Source organism: Runella sp. SP2 (assembly GCF_003711225.1).
Classification (GTDB): Bacteria; Bacteroidota; Bacteroidia; order Cytophagales; family Spirosomataceae; genus Runella.
This window is the reverse complement of record NZ_CP031030.1, coordinates 5,023,606-5,043,128: the sequence shown is the minus strand read 5'-3', so window position 1 is coordinate 5,043,128 and position 19,523 is coordinate 5,023,606. Positions and strand designations below refer to the sequence as shown.

Here is a 19,523-nt window from a genome sequence, read left to right as displayed (position 1 = left end):
GCATCCATAAAACCCTTTTGCTTCGGACGGGGCCGCCCGAGCGGAAGCATAACTTGTTGCTTTGTTATGCTTCTCCGAAGCAAAAATTAAAAAATCACCTGCTGTTACTACAAATGTTGCGCCTCTACCGAGGCTGCTTTGAATTACTCTAAAACTTTTGCTTTATTACTTAAAAATTACTGCCGCTGCGGTGTAGGGCTTGAGACTAGCTTAAAATAAGCATTGATTACACTGATTTTAATACAGTCTATTTACTCAATAGTTTTTGTTTCTCAATTTTAGATTCAATCCACAAAACCTGTTCTTCTGTTATCTGATTTTTAGAAATAGGTATGTAATTAACCTCATTGAACATGAGAAGGTGCCAGTTTGAAATTTGGACGAAATCATACACAGTGACCCATGGAGCTTGGGAAGTAGACTCTCCCGCTAAAATTTCTATTTTATCATCACTAAAACGGGATACTAAGCCATTTTTAACTGAGGCATTTGACATGAAGTTTTTACGAAATTGGTATGCCCTTAGCTTAGGAAGTAGTAATAGCAATAGAGAGATGATTATTAAACAGATGGTTTCAAGAAAATTACTAGGCTCATTAGCCTTACGCTCAAACTCTAATTGAACTAAAAAAAACGAAGTAAATAACGATAGATAAGCAATAATGCGGCCTCCCCAAAAGACGTATCTGTTACGTTTTCTAAATAACTTTTCGCCTATTACTATGGCATCTTTTTCGGTTAACACTGAATTTATTGTAAATGGCTGCATTTACGTTTGTTGCTATTTAGTTAGTAATAAAGTTTGGCTAATGAATTGGATTACAATGGTGTTTTCAACCTTCTCATTTTTGTAATAGTCGCTTAGTCATATCATCTAGCTCATCCTCTGTAACTTCTACGACCTGAGTCCTTGACTCTACATTGGCGGCGGCCTTTTTTAATCGTGCCCAATAAGCATCTGCACTTTCAGGTTCATTAAGCCCAAAATCGTGCGAGGCGGTAACCGTAATTTGTAATTCCTGTTGATTTTTAAACAGCGTTTTGATTACTTCAATAAATTCGGTATTCAGTTCGTCGCGGCGTAACACAAAGGTTGATTCCATAACTTTATTGGTTTTCTTCAAAATTACACATTACTCCAACTCCATCTTCAAAAACTTCCCAGTAAAGCTTTCCTTTACCTTTGCTACTTGCTCTGGCGTGCCTTCGCCGATGATGCGCCCGCCGCCGTTTCCACCTTCAGGGCCAAGGTCAATGACGTGATCTGATACCTTGATGACATCCAAGTTGTGCTCAATAATCAGTACCGTATTTCCCTTGTCGGCGAGTTTATCCAAGACGTGAAGCAGATGTTTAATGTCCTGAAAATGAAGCCCCGTCGTAGGTTCGTCCAAAATATAGAGCGTTTTGCCTGTATCTTTTTTAGAAAGTTCTTCAGCCAGCTTTACACGTTGCGCTTCGCCACCCGAAAGGGTAGTGGCGTGTTGACCAAGGGTAATGTATCCTAAGCCCACGTCGTTGAGGGTCTGAACTTTACGGTGAATTTTTGGGATACTTTCAAAAAACTCCAGCGCTTGCTCTACCGTCATGTCGAGGACATCGGCCACGGATTTTCCCTTGTAGCGTACTTCCAAGGTTTCTCGGTTGAAGCGTTTGCCTTTGCAGGTATCACAATCAACGTAAACGTCGGGCAAAAACTCCATTTCGATTTTTTTCATTCCCGCGCCTTCGCAATCCTCACAACGACCGCCTTTTACGTTGAACGAAAAACGTCCAGGTTTGTAACCACGAATTTTGGCCTCGGGAAGTTCGGCAAACAACGTACGGATTTCCGAAAATAAGTTGGTGTAGGTCGCAGGGTTAGAGCGAGGTGTGCGGCCAATCGGTGACTGATCCACCTCAATTACTTTGTCGATATGCTCTAGACCCTCGATGCTTTTAAACGGTAACGGTTCGCGTTTTGAATTGTAAAAATGGCGGTTGAGAATCGGGAACAACGTCTCGTGGATGAGGGAAGATTTCCCGCTGCCGCTCACGCCCGTTACGCTCACCATTTTACCAAGCGGAAGTTTGAGCGTTACGTTTTTGAGGTTATGCCCCGTTGCGCCTTTCAACACAATGGCATTACCGTTTCCTGCGCGGCGTTTTTTAGGAATTTCGATGGCGCGGCGGCCACTCAAAAAGTCGGAGGTCAGAGAGCCGTTTTCCAGAAACTCAGCGGGAGTTCCGTGGCCTACTACTTGTCCGCCGTGGCGTCCCGCGCCAGGGCCGATGTCGAGGATATAATCGGATTCGAGCATCATGTCTTTGTCGTGCTCAACGACGAGGACGGTGTTGCCCAAATCCCGTAGTTTTTTTAGCGAATCAATCAGACGAACGTTGTCGCGTTGGTGCAATCCAATGCTGGGTTCGTCCATGATGTAAAGCACGCCCGTAAGCTGCGTCCCGATTTGCGTGGCCAGACGAATGCGTTGCGCTTCGCCCCCCGAAAGGGTTTTTAAGGGACGGTTGAGGGTAAGGTAATCCAAGCCAACGTCTAGCAAGAAACCAATTCGTTTTCTAATTTCCTTGAGCACTTCACGGCCAATCAACCGCTGACGTTCGGTGATACGCTCTTCCAGTCCGTCGTTGATCCAGCGGCTCAATTCGCTAATATCAGCTTCGGCTAATTCGGCAATGTTTTTATCCCCAATTTTAAACCAAAGCGCTTCTTTTTTCAAACGAGCCCCCTTGCAATCGGGGCAGGTATTGATGTGCATAAAATCCTTGAGCCATTCCTGAATTTTCTCCGTTCCGTTTTCTTGCTGACGGCGTAAAAACGGAATGATGCCCTCGTATTTGGTGTTCCATTCAGTCCCTTCATACTTTTTGGAAGGTACAGGCACAGGCTCGTCGGTGCCGTTGAGCATAATGTCAATGGCCTCGGCTGGAAACTTCTCAATCGGAGTATTGAGGTTTACTTTGTAAGGTTTGAGTAATACTTCAAGTTGTTTGAAAATCCATAAGTCGCGGTACTCGCCGATGGGAGCAATGGCGCCTTTGCTGAGACTGAGGGTTTTATCGGGAATGATACTTTCTTCCGTAATTTCCTCAATCACGCCCAATCCTTGGCAAGTAGGGCACCAGCCGTAAGGGGAGTTGAAGGAGAAACTGTTGGGAGCAGGGTCGTCGTAACTGATTCCCGACTCAGGATCCATGAGGTTTTGGGAGAAATAATGCACTTGATTTTTCGCATCCAAAAGCATCATTACCCCTTTTCCTTGCTTGAGAGTAGTTCCGACCGATTGGCTCAATCGAAAACGGTCTTCGGTTTTTGGAATTAACCTATCAATAACAATTTCGATGTCGTGGATTTTGTAACGGTCGAGCTGCATTTTGGGCGTAATGTCCTGCACTTCACCGTCCACCCGTACTTTGGTGTAGCCTAGTTTGGCAATTTGAACAAACAATTCGCGGTAGTGCCCTTTCCGTCCTTTCACGACAGGGGCGAGGAGTATCGCTTTTTGATTCTCAAACTGACCGAGAATTTGGTCGATGATTTGGTCTTGCGACTGCTTAATCATTGGTCGCCCCGTGGCGTAGCTGTAAGCATCACCTGCGCGGGCGTACAAAAGGCGCAAAAAGTCGTAGATTTCGGTTACCGTCCCGACCGTAGAGCGGGGGTTGCGCGAGGTGGTTTTTTGTTCAATGCTGATGACAGGACTGAGTCCTTCGATTTTGTCCACGTCGGGGCGCTCCATGTCGCCCAAAAAACCGCGCGCGTAGGCCGAAAAGCTCTCCATGTAGCGGCGTTGGCCTTCGGCGTAAATGGTATCAAAGGCAAGCGATGATTTGCCACTGCCACTGATACCCGTTACTACCACGAGTTTATTGCGCGGAATGGTAACGTCGATGTTTTTTAGATTGTGTTCTCGGGCGCCCATAACCTCAATGCGGTCGTGGCCTGTGAGTTCGATGTCTGTTAAAATAGGCTGATTGTTCTCCATGAATTGGTAACGCAAAACGAAACCGTAAAGTTACCAATTCTATTGGGAGGGCGTATTAGGGAGCAGCTCTGTTTCGAACGAAGATTGAAATTTTTTGTGCAAACGCCACTCTGGAATAGTTTTTAAGTATTGTTCGTCGTTTTCAGTTTGCAGGTGACTGGGCAAAATAAAACACATAGGTCACATAGAATTTTCACATAGTACACAAATTTAAAGGCCGTTGCGTCGGGCCGATTTCTTTGTTTACTATGTGTTTATTCTACTTGTGTTCTATGTGTTTTAAAATTAGAGCTATCAATGAGGTTTTTGTAGCTGCTTCCTCTACTTCACCTCTTTCACCAATTCCTCTACGGCACGTTCTAGCTGTTGGTCTTTGCCTTTGCCTACTATGTCGTAGTCGTTAGAAATCTTGATATTGGGTTCTGTTTGGGCGTTTTCTAGGTACGTACCCGCCATGCTTTTCACTCCCACAGGCGGCACGCCCCAACGGATGCTTGGGTCTTGTAAGGTTTCCCAACCAGCAAACGTACAAGTTCCTGGTACGGGCATCCCGACCAGCTTATTGAGCGAAGCCGCTTGGGTCATGTGGGCATAACAGTGGCCGTCGGAATAGTTAGCTTCGTTGGCCAACGAAATGCTCGGCTTACTCCAACGATAGCTTGGCTCCGAATAAATAACGCGCTTGTCGGTAGAGTTGTACATGTAGGTTTTACCCGAAAAGAAAGTGGCCAAATCGGATACCAAGTCGCCGCCGCCGTTGTTGCGGGTATCGACCACAATACCTTTTTTGAGCGCATATTTACCCATTACTTCGTCGTACGTGACGCGGAAAGGCCCATCGGCCATGCCAGGAATGTGAATGTAGCCTAGTGTTCCGTTGCTCTGTTTTTCTACTTCGTCTTGGTTACGACGTACCCAACGTTTGTACAATAATTGGCTTTCTTCACCTACTGAAATGGGTTTTACCACAACTTCACGACGTGCTGTGCCTTCAAGCAAGGTCAATAAAACGTTTTTACCCGACTTGCGATTCAAAAACTGCGCATAGTCACGGTCGGGCGTAAGGGTTTCACCGTCGATGGCTTCGATGATGGTTCCTGCTTTGATGTTTAAGCCTGCTTTGTCGAGCGGGCCATCTTTTATCACTTCTTCTACGCGCATTCCTGTTCCTGTAAAACTTTGATCGTAAAAAACACCCAACGCAGCTGTAGCATCGGCTCCCGCAGTTCCTCCGCCAAAATACGAAGCACCTGAGTGTGAGACGTTCAGCTCGCCCAGTAATTCCGAAAGTAGTTCCGAGAATTCGTAATTGTTTCCGATGTGTGGCAGGTGTTTTTCATAATCGGGTTTGTAGCTATCCCAATCAACGCCGTGGAAAGTAGCCGTGTAAAAGGTAGTTTTGGTACGGCGCCATACGTGCTCAAACATAAACGCCCGTTCGGCGGCCACGTCGAGGTTCATTTCGCCGCTGATGCCAATGCTTTCTTGTTTGCCAGAAGTAGGGTCAATTTTAGAAATTCGCCCGTCGGAGTTTAAGAAAATAGATTTCTGTTCTTTGTCCCACACCATGCTACCACCGCCGTTGGCGTTGAGTGCCACGAGCTGTTTGGTTTCGCGGGTGCGTAGGTTGGTGCTCCACAGGTTATAGCCTTTTTCAAAACGTGAAAGATAATAAAGCATATCGCCGTCTTTGTTGATAAGGGCATCCGATAAGTTGGATGAATGAATGGTCAAACGGGCTTTGCGCAACTCCAACCCGTCGAGTTCAATCACTACCGTCGAGTCTTTTTTTGCATCTTTCTTTTTGGTGGTATCGGCTTTTGCCGCTTTTTCTTCTACTTCTTTGGCCAAAGCAGCTTCTTCTTTGCTCAATTTAAACTTGTCGAAAGCTGCTTGCGTGAAAAACATCGCATAAACGTCTGATTGGGTGTTCCCGCTTTGCGAAAGGCTTTTCAAACCTTCGCGGTTGCTAAACCACAACATGGCTTTTCCACCTTGTACCCACTTGGGACTTTCGTCTTCAAAACCACTTTGGGTAAGGTTGGTGATTTTACCTTTGCCGTCGGTAGAAATTAGGCCCACTTCACCTTCGCGGAGGTTGGGGATTTTGTAATCAAACAAAAACCATTTTCCGTCGGGGCTCCATTGAAAATACTGGTCGTGGTCGCCCCATGAAAACAAGTCTTGGTTGGTCAGAATCGTACGGGTTTGTTTGGTCGCCAACGTAAGGATTTTGAGCGTCGCGCGGTCTTCCACAAAGGCGATTTCTTTGCCGTCGGGAGAATATTTTGGTAGGTAATTTTCTTTCTCATTCGCAATGAGTTCGCTTTCTTTTAACAGAGTAGAGGCATAGAAGTACGGTTCTTCTTTGCGGCTGATGCGCGTTTCGAAGATTTTCCAACGATTGCCCCGTTCCGATGAATACACCAAGGCTTTGCCATCGGGTGAAAAACTTACGCTCCGCTCTTGGCCTGCGCTGTTGGTGATGCGCTTGGTGATACCGCCTTCTACCGAACTGACAAACACTTCACCGCGAAAAATGTACGCTACTTCTTTTCCATTGGGCGAAACGGCCATGCTGCTTACGCCACCGTTGACCGAAAGTACGCGGTCGTTGTTGGCGCGGGTATCTGCCGCAATGCTGATGTTGACTTTCTTTGGATTTCCTCCTTCGGTGGGATTAAGGGTAAAAATTTCGCCATTGTACCCAAAGCAAAGAACCCCGTCGTTGGCGCGACTTAGGAAGCGAACAGGGTGTTTTTTGAACGAAGTAATGGCTTGTGACTGAGCCGTATTGTCCAAAGAAAGTTTGTGAACATTGAACGAACCACTGGTTTCACTCAGGTAAAAAAGCGTCTTGTCATCGCTCCAAACGGCGTTGCGGTCTTCTCCTGCAAAATTGGTGAGCTTGGTATGTTTTTGGGTTTTGGTGTCATACACCCAAAGGTCTCTTGCGATGGCTGATGTATGATGTTTGCGCCAAGCATTTTCGCCTCCTTTGCGGTCGTGATAGACGAACTTGCTGCCGTCGCGGTTGTACTTAACGTCTTCGGCAGGAGTGGTCAAGAGTTGTTTGACGCGTCCACCATTGATTGACACGCTGTAAAGCTCCGTCATGTAACCTGCGGGGTACTGACGGTTGGTGGCCAAATCTTGCCGCGCACTTCCAAAAACAACGTTCTGATTGTCGGTGCTGAAATCATAGGGAAGTTCATTGGCCGAATGAAACGTAATGCGCTTGGCTTCACCTCCTTCGGCAGGAATAGTAAAGACGTCGAAGTTGCCGTGGCGGTCGGAGGCAAAAGCGATTCGTTTGCCATCGTGCGACCAGACGGGCATGTAGTCGTGGGCTTCGTGGAGGGTGAGGGGCACAGCAGCCCCGCCCGAAGCCGCGACTTTCCAAATGTCTCCTTTGTACGTAAAAACAATGGTTTTGCCATCGGGCGAAATACTAGGATAGCGGAGCCACGTTTGGGCAAAAAGAGCCTGACTGAGGGCAGAAGTAAGAAAGAAAATCGTCAGAAGTAGAATATTTTTTTTCACAAGTAAAGTAGTTTGGGAAAATGGTTGATAGAGTGTTGATAAAAATGTGTTCAAAGTTATTGAAAAACGATAGAACGGTACAACAAATGCCTTTGAGATAAAGTAATCTATCACTTCAAACAAAGCCGTTGTCTCTATTTCCTATGTGTTAATTCTATTGTGCTCTATGTGTTTTAGAATAAACTCAACAAACGTATCATAAAGTTATAAACGATTAGTATCATGCTATTTTTGCCTAATTATAGAGGTGTCTTATGGGTTTTAGCAAGTGTATGTACTGTTTTTACGGCAGTTGCGCAAAAAATCCCCGTCAACTATGACGAAAGCCAAATGCCAGCTTATACGTTGCCCAACCCATTGGTGCTTTCCAATGGAAAACCCGTGACGTCCGTTTCGGTATGGGAAAAAACACGTCGTCCCGAATTACGCAAGCTGTTTGCCGAAGAAGTCTATGGCGTAAATCCTTTTCCGAGTACTATCAAAAGTACGGTGGAGGTCAAAACCGTCAACGAAAATGCGTTGGGCGGAAAAGCTATTTCCAAACAAATTACCCTACGTTTTCCAACGATTTCGCCTACTGCGGCGCTGAATATTTTGTTGTATTTGCCCAAAAATGCAAAGAAAGCCCCCGCGTTTGTGAGTCTCAATTTTACTGGAAACCACAGTACTACCCACGAAAAAGAGGTGCTGGTGACGGAAAACTGGGTAAATTCAGGTTTTGATAAAAGCTTTGTCAACAACCGAGCCACCGAAACCTCACGGGGAATTGCCGAACGACGTTGGCCTTACGAAGCGATTGTTGCCCGTGGATACGCCGTCGCGACGGCCTATTACGGTGACCTTGAACCTGACCACGCCGAAGGCTGGAAAACGGGAATACGCTCCGTGCTGACCCCTGAGCAGCGCGAAAAATGGAGCGCTCTTGGCGTATGGGCGTGGAGCATGAGCCGCATGGTCGATTACTTGATTGAGCACGAAGGTCAGATTGACGCCAAAAAAATCATCGGCGTTGGACATTCGCGCATCGGAAAAGCAACGCTCTGGGCGGGAGCGGAAGACCCGCGTTTTGCGGTGGTGATTTCCAACGATTCGGGTGAAGGAGGGGCGGCATTGGCTCGCCGATGGATTGGCGAAACCGTCGAGCACCTTAACACGCAATTTCCCCATTGGTTTTGTGCCAACTACAAAAAATATAACAAAGCTGTGGCGCAACTGCCCGTCGATCAGCACGAGTTATTGTCATTGATTGCTCCCCGACCGCTTTACGTGGCAAGTGCTTCCAAGGATACGTGGGCCGACCCGAAAGGGGAGTTCTTGAGCGCCGTGGAAGCAGGAAAAGTGTATCAATTGTACAAAAAAACGGGTTTAGGTACCTCCGAAATGCCTGCGGTAAATACGTCTGTAGGGCAGTCAATCGGTTATCATTTACGCGACGGAGGGCACGATATTTTGCTTTATGACTGGGAACAATACATGAACTTTATCGACAAGCACATTAAAATCCAATAAACCCACTATTTTTGCAAAATAAAAATATCAAAATAAGCTCAGTTTGTCGTGGACGATTCTTCTAAAAATCCTTTGCAAGCGTGGATTTTACTGATTCTGGTAGCCCTTACGTGGGGGACGTCCTTCATTTTAATTAAAAAGAGCTTAGGCACATTTAGCGTTACGGAAGTGGCAGCGGGGCGATTGTTTTTGGCTTCGCTTTTTTTTGTGCCCATTATGCTCAAAACCCGTAACCAAATTCCGCTCGACCGTTTCCCATTTATATTGGTATCGGCTTTGATGGGCTACGTGATTCCTGCTTTTTTGTTTGCCAAAGCAGGTACGCGCCTCAATAGCTCGTTGTCGGGGATGCTCAATTCGTTGAGCCCACTTTGTACGCTGGTGTTAGGCGTCGTATTTTTTGCCCAACCGCGCCGCCCTATGCAAATTGCGGGTATTATCTTGGGGCTATTGGGGTCTTTGTTACTGATTTTGTCAAATCTGACGGGGACTATTAACGTGGCTGACCCTTACGCGTTCCTGATTTTGAGTGCTACGCTGATGTATGGCATTAATATCAATACCATTGCGTTTCGACTGAGCCACTTACCAGCCTTGACCATGACGGCTTGGACGTTTGTGTTCATCGGTCCTATTTCACTAATTGCGCTGTTTACCACTGATTTTTTTGCCAAAGTAACAACTCCCGAAAATCTCCAACCTTCGCTCTATTTGTTGGCGTTGGGAGTGGTAGGGTCAGGGTTGGCGTCGGTGCTGTTTAATCGGGTGGTTCAGTTGGCGTCTGGGTTATTTGCATCGTCGGTGACGTACTTGATTCCGATTGTGGCAATTGGTTGGGGAATTATGGATGGCGAGCGTATTAGCTTTCAGCAATACCTCGGAATGGGGGTCATTTTAACGGGTATTTATTTAGTAAATCGCCGAGCGAAACCTTCGGCGGTAGAGTCGTAGGCATTCAATCTCTCAATTTATAAACTACCTAGTACCATGTTAAAAGTAATCATCAACGAACAACAAGCTTTTGAAGTAGAAACAAAAAATGAAACTACGACACTCAACGGACAACCGTTTGCGTGGGATTTGGTAGCCTTAGACAACGGTCATTTTCACATTATTAAAGACGACCGCTCGTTTAATGCCGAAGTAGTTGAAGCCAACTACGCCGATAAGAGTTTCAAATTGAAGGTAAACGAAACCATTTATAACGTAGCTGCCAAAGACCGTTTTGACCTGTTGCTGGAACAAATGGGAATGAATAGCAGCGCCAAAAACAAAGTGAACAATATCAAAGCGCCGATGCCAGGATTAATTTGGGACATCAAAGTGCAAGTAGGCGATGTCGTAAAAGCGGGCGATGTAGTGTTGGTATTGGTGGCGATGAAAATGGAGAACGCCCTCAAATCGTCGGGCGATGGCGTGGTAAAAAGCATTAAGGTCAACAAAGGCGATAGTGTTGACAAGAACCAAGTACTTATAGAATTTGAATAAACCGATTTCATATATTATGCAACAACCTAGATACAAACGTATTCTCCTAAAGCTCAGTGGTGAAGCGCTAAGTGGCCCCGACAAAAAACAAGTTATAGATTTTGACATTCTGCAGCAGTTTGCTCAGGAGGTCAAAACGGTCGTAGATGCGGGAGTGCAAGTAGCGATTGTGATTGGGGGAGGAAACATTTTTCGCGGTGCCTCGGTCGAAAAATCGGGCATTGACCGCGTCCAAGGAGATTACATGGGGATGCTTGCAACCGTCATCAACAGCATGGCGATTCAGAGTTCGCTCGAAAAACACGGCATGTACACCCGTTTGATGTCGGCCATTAAAATGGAACAGGTCGCCGAGCCCATGATTCGCCGTCGGGCGGTACGCCACCTAGAAAAAGGTCGGGTAGTGATTTTTGGAGCAGGTACTGGAAACCCTTACTTTACAACTGACTCAGCAGGGGCGCTTCGCGCCATCGAAATTAATGCCGATGCGGTGTTGAAAGGAACGCGCGTGGATGGTATTTACACGGCAGATCCTGAAAAAGATCCAACAGCGACGCGTTACGAAAAAATTACGTACGATCAAGCCTTGACAGAAAACCTAAAAATCATGGATTTGACGGCTTTTGCCCTTTGCAAAGAAAACAACTTGCCAATCATTGTTTTTGACATGAATAAGCCAGGCAACCTCTTGAGATTGGTCAATGGTGATTCGGTCGGGACGCTGGTGTCGAATTAACTTTAGAGCATAATTATCAATAGAATAACGTAAATCAACCAATGGAAGAAATCGAATTGTATCTCGACGATGCGAAAGATACGATGGACAGAGCCATCAAGCACTTGACGATTGAGTTGTCGAAAATTCGTGCGGGGAAAGCTTCCCCTAACATGCTAGACGGAATCCAAGTAGAATACTACGGAGTGATGTCGCCTATCCAAAACGTAGCTTCGATAACCACCCCCGACGCACGTACGATTGCGATAAAGCCTTTCGAGAAAAAGATAATTGGAGAAATTGAAAAAGCGATTCGTAATAGCTCGCTCGGGTTGTCGCCCAACAACGATGGTGAAAACATCCGTTTGAGTATTCCAATGCTCACTGAAGAACGCCGCCGTGATTTGATGAAGCGAGTAAAACAAGAAATCGAAACGGCAAAAGTGAACGTTCGGAATATTCGCCAAAGTACGAATAACGAACTCCGCAAACTAACCAAAGAAGGGGTTTCGGAGGACGAAGTAAAACGTGCCGAAGAACGCGTACAAAAACTAACGGATAGTTTTGTCGCTAAAATTGAAACGATTTACACCGCAAAAGAACAAGACGTAATGTCGGTATAAAACAAAAACGGGGAGTGTAAAGCTCCCCGTTTTTGTTATGGCATAAAGCCAAGCTTAGTCAAGTTCGTTGTAAGCAAGAATGCCACCAATGACGTTACGAACATTCGTAAAGCCTTGGCTTTGCATAAAACGTTGGGCGGTTTCGCTACGCTTGCCTGAGCGGCAGTGTACCAATACCTCTTGCTCCTTGAGGTGGTCGATTTCTGAGAGGCGATGCGGAAGGTCTCCCAATGGAATCAACAAGCCTCCAATGTTATCGGCTTCGTATTCGTAATCTTCGCGGACATCAATGAGGTTGATTTCTTCGCCGCTTTCGATGCGTTGTTTTAGTTCTTCTACTGTAATATCCATCGTTGTTCTTAATTTATTTGCTCAACAAAATTTTCTTCACGACAGTTTTCTTTTCGTTGGAAAGCCGTAAAAAATAAATTCCATCGCCTAACGGTGTCAAATCAATGCTGCGCTCGGCGGGCTGAACAGGCTGAGAACGCAATCGTGTACCGTTGAGTTGATATACTTCAATGTATTTTACATCCCCCGAATTCCAACTTACACTGCCTCGCGTAGGGTTCGGATATACCTCCCATTCGGCTTCTTCGGTGGGTTCGACAGAGGTTAATGGGTCAGATGATTTTACGGTTCCTAACACAGGGCGTAGCATCAGACTTCCTTGAAAATAGGCCAAACTCGCGTCGTTTTTGAAACTCGTATAAGGAACCCACTCTTGTCCAGAATTGATAAATATTTTGTCCTCGTTAGCATTGTTGCGGTCGAGGCCAACGGGAATGCCATCTTGCCCAATTTGAAGCCAGCCAACGTAAAATGTATCACGCACGGCCACGCCATAATCGAACGGGAATTCAATGAACTCATTAAAGTGGGCAGGATATGATACTTTATAGGCTTTTTGGTACAAAATACTTTTAGGACGCCCACTTTCACTGCTCCACACTTGAATTGTGATGGATTGTCCCGAAACATCTTTTACAATTGGTACGATATTCATACGAACTCCCGAAAGGTTATCAGGGGTATTGACCGTAAACCGAACCGCAGTACGCCCCAACGAACGGTTGAAATAAACCGCACTTTCGGCACTGCCATCGTCGTAGGCATAGTAATCAGAAAGCTCTGTTATGCTCGAAATACTATCATTGCGGCGTAAGTCAATGCCTGGAATGGACGAGTTTTGGTTGTCCGTTGTCAGTACTTTAAACTGTGTTTTCAAGACCACTCTTTTAAGGGTATCCGAGAAAGAGATGGGTGTAGGCTTAAAAATAACGGGTCTTTGAGACAATGAAGAAATGTTTTCGGGCGATTGGGTAAAATCTATGTACAAACGATTGTTGGCAATATCTCGAACTGTATATGAAACGGTAATTGGGTTAAAACTATTAAAGAGGTTATTGAGGTCGCTCTTTAGGGAGTCTGTGGTTTCGGCAATGGAGCGGGCCAAGTATTGTTTGATTGGCATGGCTGTATAGCGCTTTAAGAATGAATTGACGGGAAGCCGATACGCAACGTCTTTGATGAATTGATCAGGGAGCTGACGATTGTTGTTGAGATAAACATAATCCAAGTGCCACATGTCAAACTGCCCCGATAGACGGCCGTAAGAAATAAAGCGAAACTGGAAGTTGGAATGTAGGTATTCAGCCTGAAGGGCTAGTTTGGTGTAGTTAAAATTATTGTTAGGCTTTCCTCCTTCTTTTTTCCACACATTTTTCCATTCGCCTTGCTGATTTAGAAAATACAAATGAAGAAAATCGGTCGAGTCTGGAAGTTCGCCTAGGCCGCGCAACTGTGCATAAAAACTTAAATAAGTAGATGTATCTTTAATCGAAGATAAATCAATGGGCTGAGAAGTAAGCGTATCACCATAGCCTTGCGCGAAGGGGCTCGTCAAGTTATAAGGGCGACCTGTGGCGTCTGCGCCATCGAAGGTAACGACATTGAGAGTAGGCTGCCCTATTGTCAAGGTGTTGTTTACATAGGTGCCACCGTTTTGCCACAAAGTAGGGTCAGGGTGGCCATTGGTTGATAATGAAAAATCGTCAAAAAAAGGCAATGTAAGCGCTTGGGTACGCGCTGCTTTTTGGGGGCTTGTAGAAACCGACGACCCAACTGGTACGACGACCCACTGAGCGGCTACGGTTGGGAGCATCCCAATGAAAAAGAGAAGAGATAGGGACATGTTTAATACCCTATCTCTCGTAATAAATGACTTGCCGCGATGGCTACCTTTCTGCACTGTTACGTTACTTCTAAAGTTGTTCATTCTGTGGTTGCTGTTGCGTATCTGGCGACCCGACTACCCACAAGTCGATGATATCGCCGACGTGGATTTTGTTGCCTGCTCCCGCCTCAGGGTTTTGTCGTACGACAGTCCCAGGCGGTTGACTTGGGTCATCCACGTATTGAATAAGTGGTTTTCCTAAGTTGGAGCCTTTTAAGACAAAAAGGGCATCTTCGAGTGTTTTACCTACAACGTCAGGAACATCAAATTCAGTATTCCCGATGCCATCTCCTAGGTTAAGATCTATTTTAGAACCCTGCGGAATCAATGTTCCTGGCAAAATGGGCTTGCCGTTGTACAATTGTTCTAGCACAGCATCGTGGGCGGGGTCAGGTATGTAATTGATACGACCTAACATTAACCCAAGACGTTTTAGCTCGGCGATGGCGCTGTTTTTGGTGCGATCCACTAGCTGCGACATTTTTACATTAGGCGCATTGAGGGTCGTAATGTACAAATACAACTTCCGCCCTTCTTTTACCCGCATTCCTGCTTTGGGATGTTGTCGGATGACACTGAGCGGCTTCTGCCCAACGACAAACGTACAATCGGCCACTTCATACCGAAGATTACGCTCATCGAGATAGTCTTCAATTTGGTCTAAGGTCATGCCTTTGAGGTCAGGCACCGTGATACTTTGTCCGTGATTGGTTGTAAAAGGTAAATACACGAAAAAGAACCCCAAAAATAATGCCACAACCAGAGCTACTACCAGAGCAATATGTACATAAAGGTCTGTGCGCGAATTGGTACTGATTTTCATACAATAGACTGTGCTAACTATGAGTTTCCTGCAAAGAAAATCTAAATTTCTGAATTGGTACTACATCCAACGCCACTTTTATCGTCACCAATTAAACTACGGGATTGCCACTTGTGTAAAATGTTTGCGAAAAAAGCGTCATAAATCGAATTTTGTTTTCTGTACCGAAAATTCCGTAACAACTTAACTATTAGCGGCCATGAAGTTTTTTCGACAAACCTTTGAGAGTTTGCGTTTTGCTTGGCAAGCACTTCGCTCAAATATTCTTCGTACTACCCTTTCTTTGTTGGGAGTAACCGTAGGGATTTTTGCGATTGTGGGCGTATTTACCATCGTTGATTCGTTGGAAAAAAATATCCGTCAGAGCTTGGCCGAAATCGGTACCGACGTACTTTATGTCCAAAAATGGCCTTGGGGTTTTGGGGGCGAATACCAGTGGTGGAAATATTTTCAATGGCCAGAAACTTCCTACAGCGATTTTAAATTTTTGGCCGAACGTATCGAAGGAGCAGAAGCTACCGTTGTGATGGATTTTAAAGGGGGATTGACGGCAAAAAATGGCAATAATAGCATGGATGCGCTTCTTCAAGGGGTGTCGTACGAATACAACAAAGTTTCGGAAGTAACTGTAGAAAAAGGCCGCTACTTTACCCCACAAGAAGTGGATGCAGGGCGCAGTGTGGCCATTATCGGGGCAGAAATCGCCGAAAATCTCTTCCCAAGTGACCCTGACCCGACGGGAAAAAGCTTTAAAATCAAGGGTTTAAAGTACATGATTGTGGGGGTTCAGAAGAAAAAAGGAAAAAGCCTGTTCGATATTGCGGGTAATCCCGATACCAAGGTGTTGTTGCCGTATTTGACCTTTGCCAAGTCGTTTCAAAATCGGGTTGAAAACAGCGTCGATATTGTGGTGAAAGGAAAACCTGAAGATGAAGGGCAAGTGGAGCTAGAAGCGGAGATTATAGGATTGTTGCGTACCAAAAGAGGGCTTAAACCTACCCAAACTACCAATTTTTCCATCAACCGCCCCGAAGCAGCAACCAAAGCTGTATCGGGGGTATTTGGGGTGATTACCATTGCTGGATGGGTCATTGGTAGCTTCTCGATTTTGGTAGGTGGTTTTGGCATCGCCAATATCATGTTTGTATCGGTCAAAGAACGTACCAACCTCATCGGGATTCAGAAATCATTGGGCGCAAAGAACTATTTTATCTTGTTCCAATTTTTGTTTGAAGCCATTTTCTTGAGCTTAATTGGTGGTTTGGTGGGCATTGGACTGGTGTATTTGCTGTCTTTCATTTCGTTAGGAAGTTTGGATATTATTCTTTCCCCCCAAAATATCATTCTCGGGCTCAGTGTGTCGAGCATCATTGGGGTAGTAGCAGGCATCGTTCCTGCCCTTGGAGCTGCTCGAATGGACCCCGTAGAGGCCATCCGTTCAAAATAGCCGCGCTTTTTATTCCAACATATTTTTGGGAAGTTTGTACGTGAGATTCAACGACAGCTTCCCATGTATTACTTTTTTCTGCTTTTAGCTTTTTTGATTGGCGTGACCAACACCTTTCAGTCGGGAGTGAACTCTCAGCTTCGGTTGGCGACTCAAAACCCCATTCTTTCATCCATCATCTCGTTTGTGACGGGGCTGGTTGGCTTGCTGGTTTGCTATGCTTTGTTCAACAAAGCCCCCATGCCCTCGTGGGATACCCTACGCAGTATTGCTTGGTGGAAATGGCTAGGAGGGGCTTGCGGGGCGTTTTATGTACTCACGGTTATTTTTATTGTCAAAGACATTGGTCCTGCCAATTTGCTGTGCCTGATTATTGCGGGGCAGCTGGTGGCAGGTGTACTTATAGACCACTTTGGGTGGGTGGGCTTTGCGGTGCATCCCATCAATGCGTGGCGAGTACTGGGCATTGCGCTGATCATGGGCGGCGTGTGGCTGGTGCTCAAAAATTAACTTTTTTATGCGACTGGATGCTTCCGAAACACCTTGGTTTACTTTTATCGACTTATTTGCGGGAATTGGTGGTTTTCGTATTGCCCTACAAAGCTTGGGTGGACGCTGTGTATTTAGTAGTGAATGGGATGTACAAGCCCAAAAAACGTACGAGGCTAATTTTGGCGAATGTCCCTACGGCGACATCACGCTCGAAGCGACCAAAGCGCATATTCCCGACGGCTTTGATGTGTTGTGTGCGGGGTTTCCGTGTCAGGCATTTTCGATTGCGGGGCGGCGAGGTGGTTTTGAAGATACGCGAGGAACGTTGTTTTTTGACGTAGCCGATGTCATTCAACGAAAACGACCAAAAGCGTTTTTTTTAGAAAATGTCAAAGGGTTACGAACGCACGACAAAGGAAAGACCCTGGCCACAATTCTTACGACACTGCGCGATGACTTAGGCTATTTTGTGCCCGAACCTCGCGTAATCAATGCGCGTGATTTTGGCGTGCCTCAAAATCGGGAACGTATTTTTATTGTGGGATTTCGTGGTGATTTGGGCGTGGATTCGTTTGGTTATCCCGCGCCTACCAACTCAGCAGCCGTGTTTGGAGACGTAAAAGAGCCACAGCCTGTTTCGGCAAAATATTACTTATCGACTCAGTATTTACAAACGTTGATTAACCATAGAAAACGCCACGAGAGCAAAGGGAACGGTTTTGGTTACGAAATTATCTCAGACGAGGGCGTGGCCAATGCCATCGTGGTGGGTGGCATGGGGCGTGAACGAAACCTCGTGCATGATCATCGGCTCACAGATTTTACGCCCCAAACGCGCATCAAAAGCGAAATAAATCGGGAGGGAATCCGAAAAATGACTCCGCGCGAATGGGCACGTTTACAGGGTTTCCCTGAAGATTTCCAAATTGTAGTGGCCGATATTTCGGCTTATAAACAGTTTGGCAACTCAGTAGCTATCCCTGCCATTCAGGCAACGGCCGAAAAAGTGCTGGAAAAGCTGAGGTTACGTTAATTCTCTTTTTTAGCTTCTTCTTTGGCGTCGGGGCGGGGAGCGTTGGGGTCGTATGAGAGTTTGTTAACATAAAAAACGTCGCGAGAACCGCTTGCCCACTTTTCTCCGCCCACTTTCTGGTATCCGTACGCCACAAAAAAACGGTCGTACCAAGCTGCTAATACGCCTTGCTCACTGTCAACAATTTTTTCACCTTCAACGGCGGTTTTTAGTTCGTGGATTTCTTTTTCTCGTACTACGCGACTGCGCTCGATGACCTCCGTATGAATTTTTTCTTCTTTGGGATAGGCCAAGACCAGCAGCCCATCGCGTCGGGTGACTTGTACCATTGGCAAAAGCTCAATATTCTCGACGTTTTCGAGGGCAAAGCAGTTGTCCCAGAGCAGCTTTCCTGATTTATCGAACCCACAAACGATGGCGTGGGTGTATCGAAAAGCATCATATTCGCGGTGAATATTTGACCGCCCCCCGCCATAATACATATTCCCACTTTTATAAACAGGATAGTAAACTTCGGCGACTAGGATAAATTCCTCCCCATTTTTAATGATGTCGTGTACCAGCATTCGGTAACGGAACTTGGGCTCTTTTCCTTCTTCTTTCTGTTTAGAAATTTTTTCGACTACACGTTGTTTGCGCTTGGGTTTGAGGTAGTTAAAGAAGTTTTCTAGTTTAGAAAAATCAACCCACTGAAAACCTTCTGGTTCGGCATCTTTGATTCTAGAAAAATACAATCCTTGCGAATATTGTGTACAACCTTGGGCATAATTGCCAACAATAAGCGACGACGATTCGTCGAGTGGTAAGATTTTTCCCGTAATCAGTCCGTTATCATTTTCAAAAGGCATGGCGGTGGTTTTGACGAGTTTGCCTTCGTACGAGTAAGTTTTGATGGAAAAATGGCAATCGCCGCGTTTGGTTGTGTAAAGCAACACATGAAGCTGATTTTGCTGTTCGTCAAGTTCGAGGTTGCTGATTTCGGTATTGGTGGTGTACAAAAACGGCAGTGCTTTCACACTTTTGTCAAAAAATGAAAAAGCCATTACCATGGGGCGGCTGTTGTGGTAACCACCAATAAAAGCCACATTACCAAGCACTTTGAAGTGAACAATGTCGGCGCGGGTGTGCAAATCTCCTTTGAAGGTTTCGGTTTCGCCATTTTGAAGGTCAAGACGCAGTACCATTACCTTGTCGGTATCGGTTTCTTGAAGCAACCAATACAAAAAGTGCTGATTGTGGTATGACTTAATCGGGTGAAGCTGGTCTTCTAACGTAAATTCTGACATCCACCGCTGTTTGAGTAAGTTGTCGAATCGGTAGAAAGTCCATTTTTCTTTTTTAAAATATTCTTCTTTACGCTGGGTTACCAGCAGCCCATCTTCGTCCAAAGGAGTGACGTCGAAGTATTCTTCGAGGCTTTGGTTTACTTTAAATTCTAAACGCACTGACTGTTCCAACTGCGCCGATGCAGGGAGTGTTAGCCAACTGATGACCAATAATAGGAGGGTAACTACCTTATTTTTCATTTCATGGCAAAGCTAAATGTGGAGAATGATACGAAAATAGAACCAATTTTTGGGAATACAAGTATTTGCTTGTCGAATTTGCCGTACTTTTGCGGCTTATTT

The 19,523-nt window shown here is 45.6% G+C and carries 16 protein-coding genes; 8 read left to right on the top strand and 8 right to left on the bottom strand.

Annotated features, from left to right (window positions below):
* Positions 1 to 247: 247 nt before the first annotated feature.
* The 4 genes from DTQ70_RS20300 to DTQ70_RS20285 all read right to left on the bottom strand — a co-directional run bounded on the left by DTQ70_RS20300 (position 248) and on the right by DTQ70_RS20285 (position 7,529).
* A complete protein-coding gene (locus DTQ70_RS20300; RefSeq protein ID WP_122932505.1) occupies positions 248 to 769 on the bottom strand; it encodes a YcxB family protein in 522 nt (173 codons plus the stop codon).
* Between the two features lie 73 nt (positions 770 to 842).
* Positions 843 to 1,103: a hypothetical protein gene (locus tag DTQ70_RS20295; protein ID WP_122932504.1), complete on the bottom strand. Its 261-nt coding sequence runs from the start codon at positions 1,101 to 1,103 to the stop codon at positions 843 to 845.
* A gap of 30 nt (positions 1,104 to 1,133) precedes the next feature.
* On the bottom strand, positions 1,134 to 3,986 hold the full coding sequence (gene uvrA, locus DTQ70_RS20290; RefSeq protein ID WP_122932503.1) for an excinuclease ABC subunit UvrA: 2,853 nt from the start codon (positions 3,984 to 3,986) through the stop codon (positions 1,134 to 1,136).
* A gap of 321 nt (positions 3,987 to 4,307) precedes the next feature.
* Positions 4,308 to 7,529 carry a S41 family peptidase gene (locus tag DTQ70_RS20285; protein WP_229599976.1) on the bottom strand — a complete coding sequence of 1,074 codons (3,222 nt, stop codon included), beginning with the start codon at positions 7,527 to 7,529 and terminating at the stop codon, positions 4,308 to 4,310.
* Between the two features lie 222 nt (positions 7,530 to 7,751).
* Here DTQ70_RS20285 and DTQ70_RS20280 point away from each other — a divergent pair, with 222 nt between their 5' ends.
* Genes DTQ70_RS20280 through frr form a run of 5 tightly spaced genes read left to right on the top strand, consistent with a single transcriptional unit; the run spans position 7,752 to position 11,864 of the window.
* On the top strand, positions 7,752 to 9,038 hold the full coding sequence (locus DTQ70_RS20280) for a S9 family peptidase (RefSeq protein ID WP_122932501.1): 1,287 nt from the start codon (positions 7,752 to 7,754) through the stop codon (positions 9,036 to 9,038).
* A gap of 48 nt (positions 9,039 to 9,086) precedes the next feature.
* A complete protein-coding gene (locus DTQ70_RS20275; RefSeq protein ID WP_122932500.1) occupies positions 9,087 to 9,989 on the top strand; it encodes a DMT family transporter in 903 nt (300 codons plus the stop codon).
* Positions 9,990 to 10,025: 36 nt separating this feature from the next.
* Positions 10,026 to 10,526 (top strand): acetyl-CoA carboxylase biotin carboxyl carrier protein subunit, encoded by a 501-nt coding sequence (locus tag DTQ70_RS20270; RefSeq protein WP_122932499.1) that lies wholly within the window; start codon positions 10,026 to 10,028, stop codon positions 10,524 to 10,526.
* A gap of 16 nt (positions 10,527 to 10,542) precedes the next feature.
* Positions 10,543 to 11,262: a UMP kinase gene (pyrH, locus tag DTQ70_RS20265; RefSeq protein ID WP_122932498.1), complete on the top strand. Its 720-nt coding sequence runs from the start codon at positions 10,543 to 10,545 to the stop codon at positions 11,260 to 11,262.
* A gap of 41 nt (positions 11,263 to 11,303) precedes the next feature.
* Positions 11,304 to 11,864, top strand: a complete 561-nt coding sequence (gene frr / locus DTQ70_RS20260; RefSeq protein ID WP_122932497.1) for a ribosome recycling factor — start codon at positions 11,304 to 11,306, stop codon at positions 11,862 to 11,864.
* A gap of 54 nt (positions 11,865 to 11,918) precedes the next feature.
* Here the strand turns inward: frr and DTQ70_RS20255 are convergent, their stop codons facing one another.
* From DTQ70_RS20255 to DTQ70_RS20245, 3 genes are all read right to left on the bottom strand, one after another.
* The gene (locus DTQ70_RS20255) at positions 11,919 to 12,215 is read right to left on the bottom strand and encodes a rhodanese-like domain-containing protein (protein ID WP_122932496.1); all 297 of its coding nucleotides are present in this window, start codon (positions 12,213 to 12,215) and stop codon (positions 11,919 to 11,921) included.
* A 13-nt stretch (positions 12,216 to 12,228) separates the two neighbouring features.
* The gene (locus DTQ70_RS20250; RefSeq protein WP_164490130.1) at positions 12,229 to 14,058 is read right to left on the bottom strand and encodes a T9SS type A sorting domain-containing protein; all 1,830 of its coding nucleotides are present in this window, start codon (positions 14,056 to 14,058) and stop codon (positions 12,229 to 12,231) included.
* 70 nt (positions 14,059 to 14,128) lie between these two features.
* Entirely contained in the window at positions 14,129 to 14,923 is a 795-nt protein-coding gene (locus tag DTQ70_RS20245) for a PASTA domain-containing protein (RefSeq protein WP_122932494.1), read from the bottom strand.
* 199 nt (positions 14,924 to 15,122) lie between these two features.
* Here DTQ70_RS20245 and DTQ70_RS20240 point away from each other — a divergent pair, with 199 nt between their 5' ends.
* The 3 genes from DTQ70_RS20240 to DTQ70_RS20230 all read left to right on the top strand — a co-directional run bounded on the left by DTQ70_RS20240 (position 15,123) and on the right by DTQ70_RS20230 (position 17,895).
* Positions 15,123 to 16,370, top strand: coding sequence for an ABC transporter permease (locus tag DTQ70_RS20240; RefSeq protein WP_122932493.1), 1,248 nt, complete (start codon positions 15,123 to 15,125; stop codon positions 16,368 to 16,370).
* A gap of 63 nt (positions 16,371 to 16,433) precedes the next feature.
* Positions 16,434 to 16,880: a DMT family transporter gene (locus DTQ70_RS20235; protein ID WP_122932492.1), complete on the top strand. Its 447-nt coding sequence runs from the start codon at positions 16,434 to 16,436 to the stop codon at positions 16,878 to 16,880.
* Between the two features lie 7 nt (positions 16,881 to 16,887).
* Entirely contained in the window at positions 16,888 to 17,895 is a 1,008-nt protein-coding gene (locus DTQ70_RS20230; protein ID WP_122932491.1) for a DNA cytosine methyltransferase, read from the top strand.
* On the opposite strand, the gene DTQ70_RS20225 is transcribed toward DTQ70_RS20230, so the two are convergent.
* Positions 17,892 to 19,421, bottom strand: a complete 1,530-nt coding sequence (locus DTQ70_RS20225; protein WP_122932490.1) for a hypothetical protein — start codon at positions 19,419 to 19,421, stop codon at positions 17,892 to 17,894. The two genes, DTQ70_RS20230 and DTQ70_RS20225, sit on opposite strands and share 4 nt — an antisense overlap.
* Positions 19,422 to 19,523: the final 102 nt, after the last annotated feature.

Excerpts from the sequence above, each read along its gene's own strand:
- DTQ70_RS20250 (WP_164490130.1), bottom strand. The coding sequence starts at position 14,058 with ATGTCCCTATCTCTTCTCTTTTTCATTGGGATGCTCCCAACCGTAGCC.
- DTQ70_RS20225 (WP_122932490.1), bottom strand. The coding sequence starts at position 19,421 with ATGAAAAATAAGGTAGTTACCCTCCTATTATTGGTCATCAGTTGGCTA.
- DTQ70_RS20240 (WP_122932493.1), top strand. The coding sequence starts at position 15,123 with ATGAAGTTTTTTCGACAAACCTTTGAGAGTTTGCGTTTTGCTTGGCAA.
- DTQ70_RS20255 (WP_122932496.1), bottom strand. The coding sequence starts at position 12,215 with ATGGATATTACAGTAGAAGAACTAAAACAACGCATCGAAAGCGGCGAA.
- frr (WP_122932497.1), top strand. The coding sequence starts at position 11,304 with ATGGAAGAAATCGAATTGTATCTCGACGATGCGAAAGATACGATGGAC.
- DTQ70_RS20280 (WP_122932501.1), top strand. The coding sequence starts at position 7,752 with ATGCTATTTTTGCCTAATTATAGAGGTGTCTTATGGGTTTTAGCAAGT.
- DTQ70_RS20245 (WP_122932494.1), bottom strand. The coding sequence starts at position 14,923 with ATGAAAATCAGTACCAATTCGCGCACAGACCTTTATGTACATATTGCT.
- DTQ70_RS20270 (WP_122932499.1), top strand. The coding sequence starts at position 10,026 with ATGTTAAAAGTAATCATCAACGAACAACAAGCTTTTGAAGTAGAAACA.
- DTQ70_RS20300 (WP_122932505.1), bottom strand. The coding sequence starts at position 769 with ATGCAGCCATTTACAATAAATTCAGTGTTAACCGAAAAAGATGCCATA.
- DTQ70_RS20295 (WP_122932504.1), bottom strand. The coding sequence starts at position 1,103 with ATGGAATCAACCTTTGTGTTACGCCGCGACGAACTGAATACCGAATTT.
- pyrH (WP_122932498.1), top strand. The coding sequence starts at position 10,543 with ATGCAACAACCTAGATACAAACGTATTCTCCTAAAGCTCAGTGGTGAA.
- DTQ70_RS20235 (WP_122932492.1), top strand. The coding sequence starts at position 16,434 with ATGTATTACTTTTTTCTGCTTTTAGCTTTTTTGATTGGCGTGACCAAC.
- DTQ70_RS20230 (WP_122932491.1), top strand. The coding sequence starts at position 16,888 with ATGCGACTGGATGCTTCCGAAACACCTTGGTTTACTTTTATCGACTTA.
- uvrA (WP_122932503.1), bottom strand. The coding sequence starts at position 3,986 with ATGGAGAACAATCAGCCTATTTTAACAGACATCGAACTCACAGGCCAC.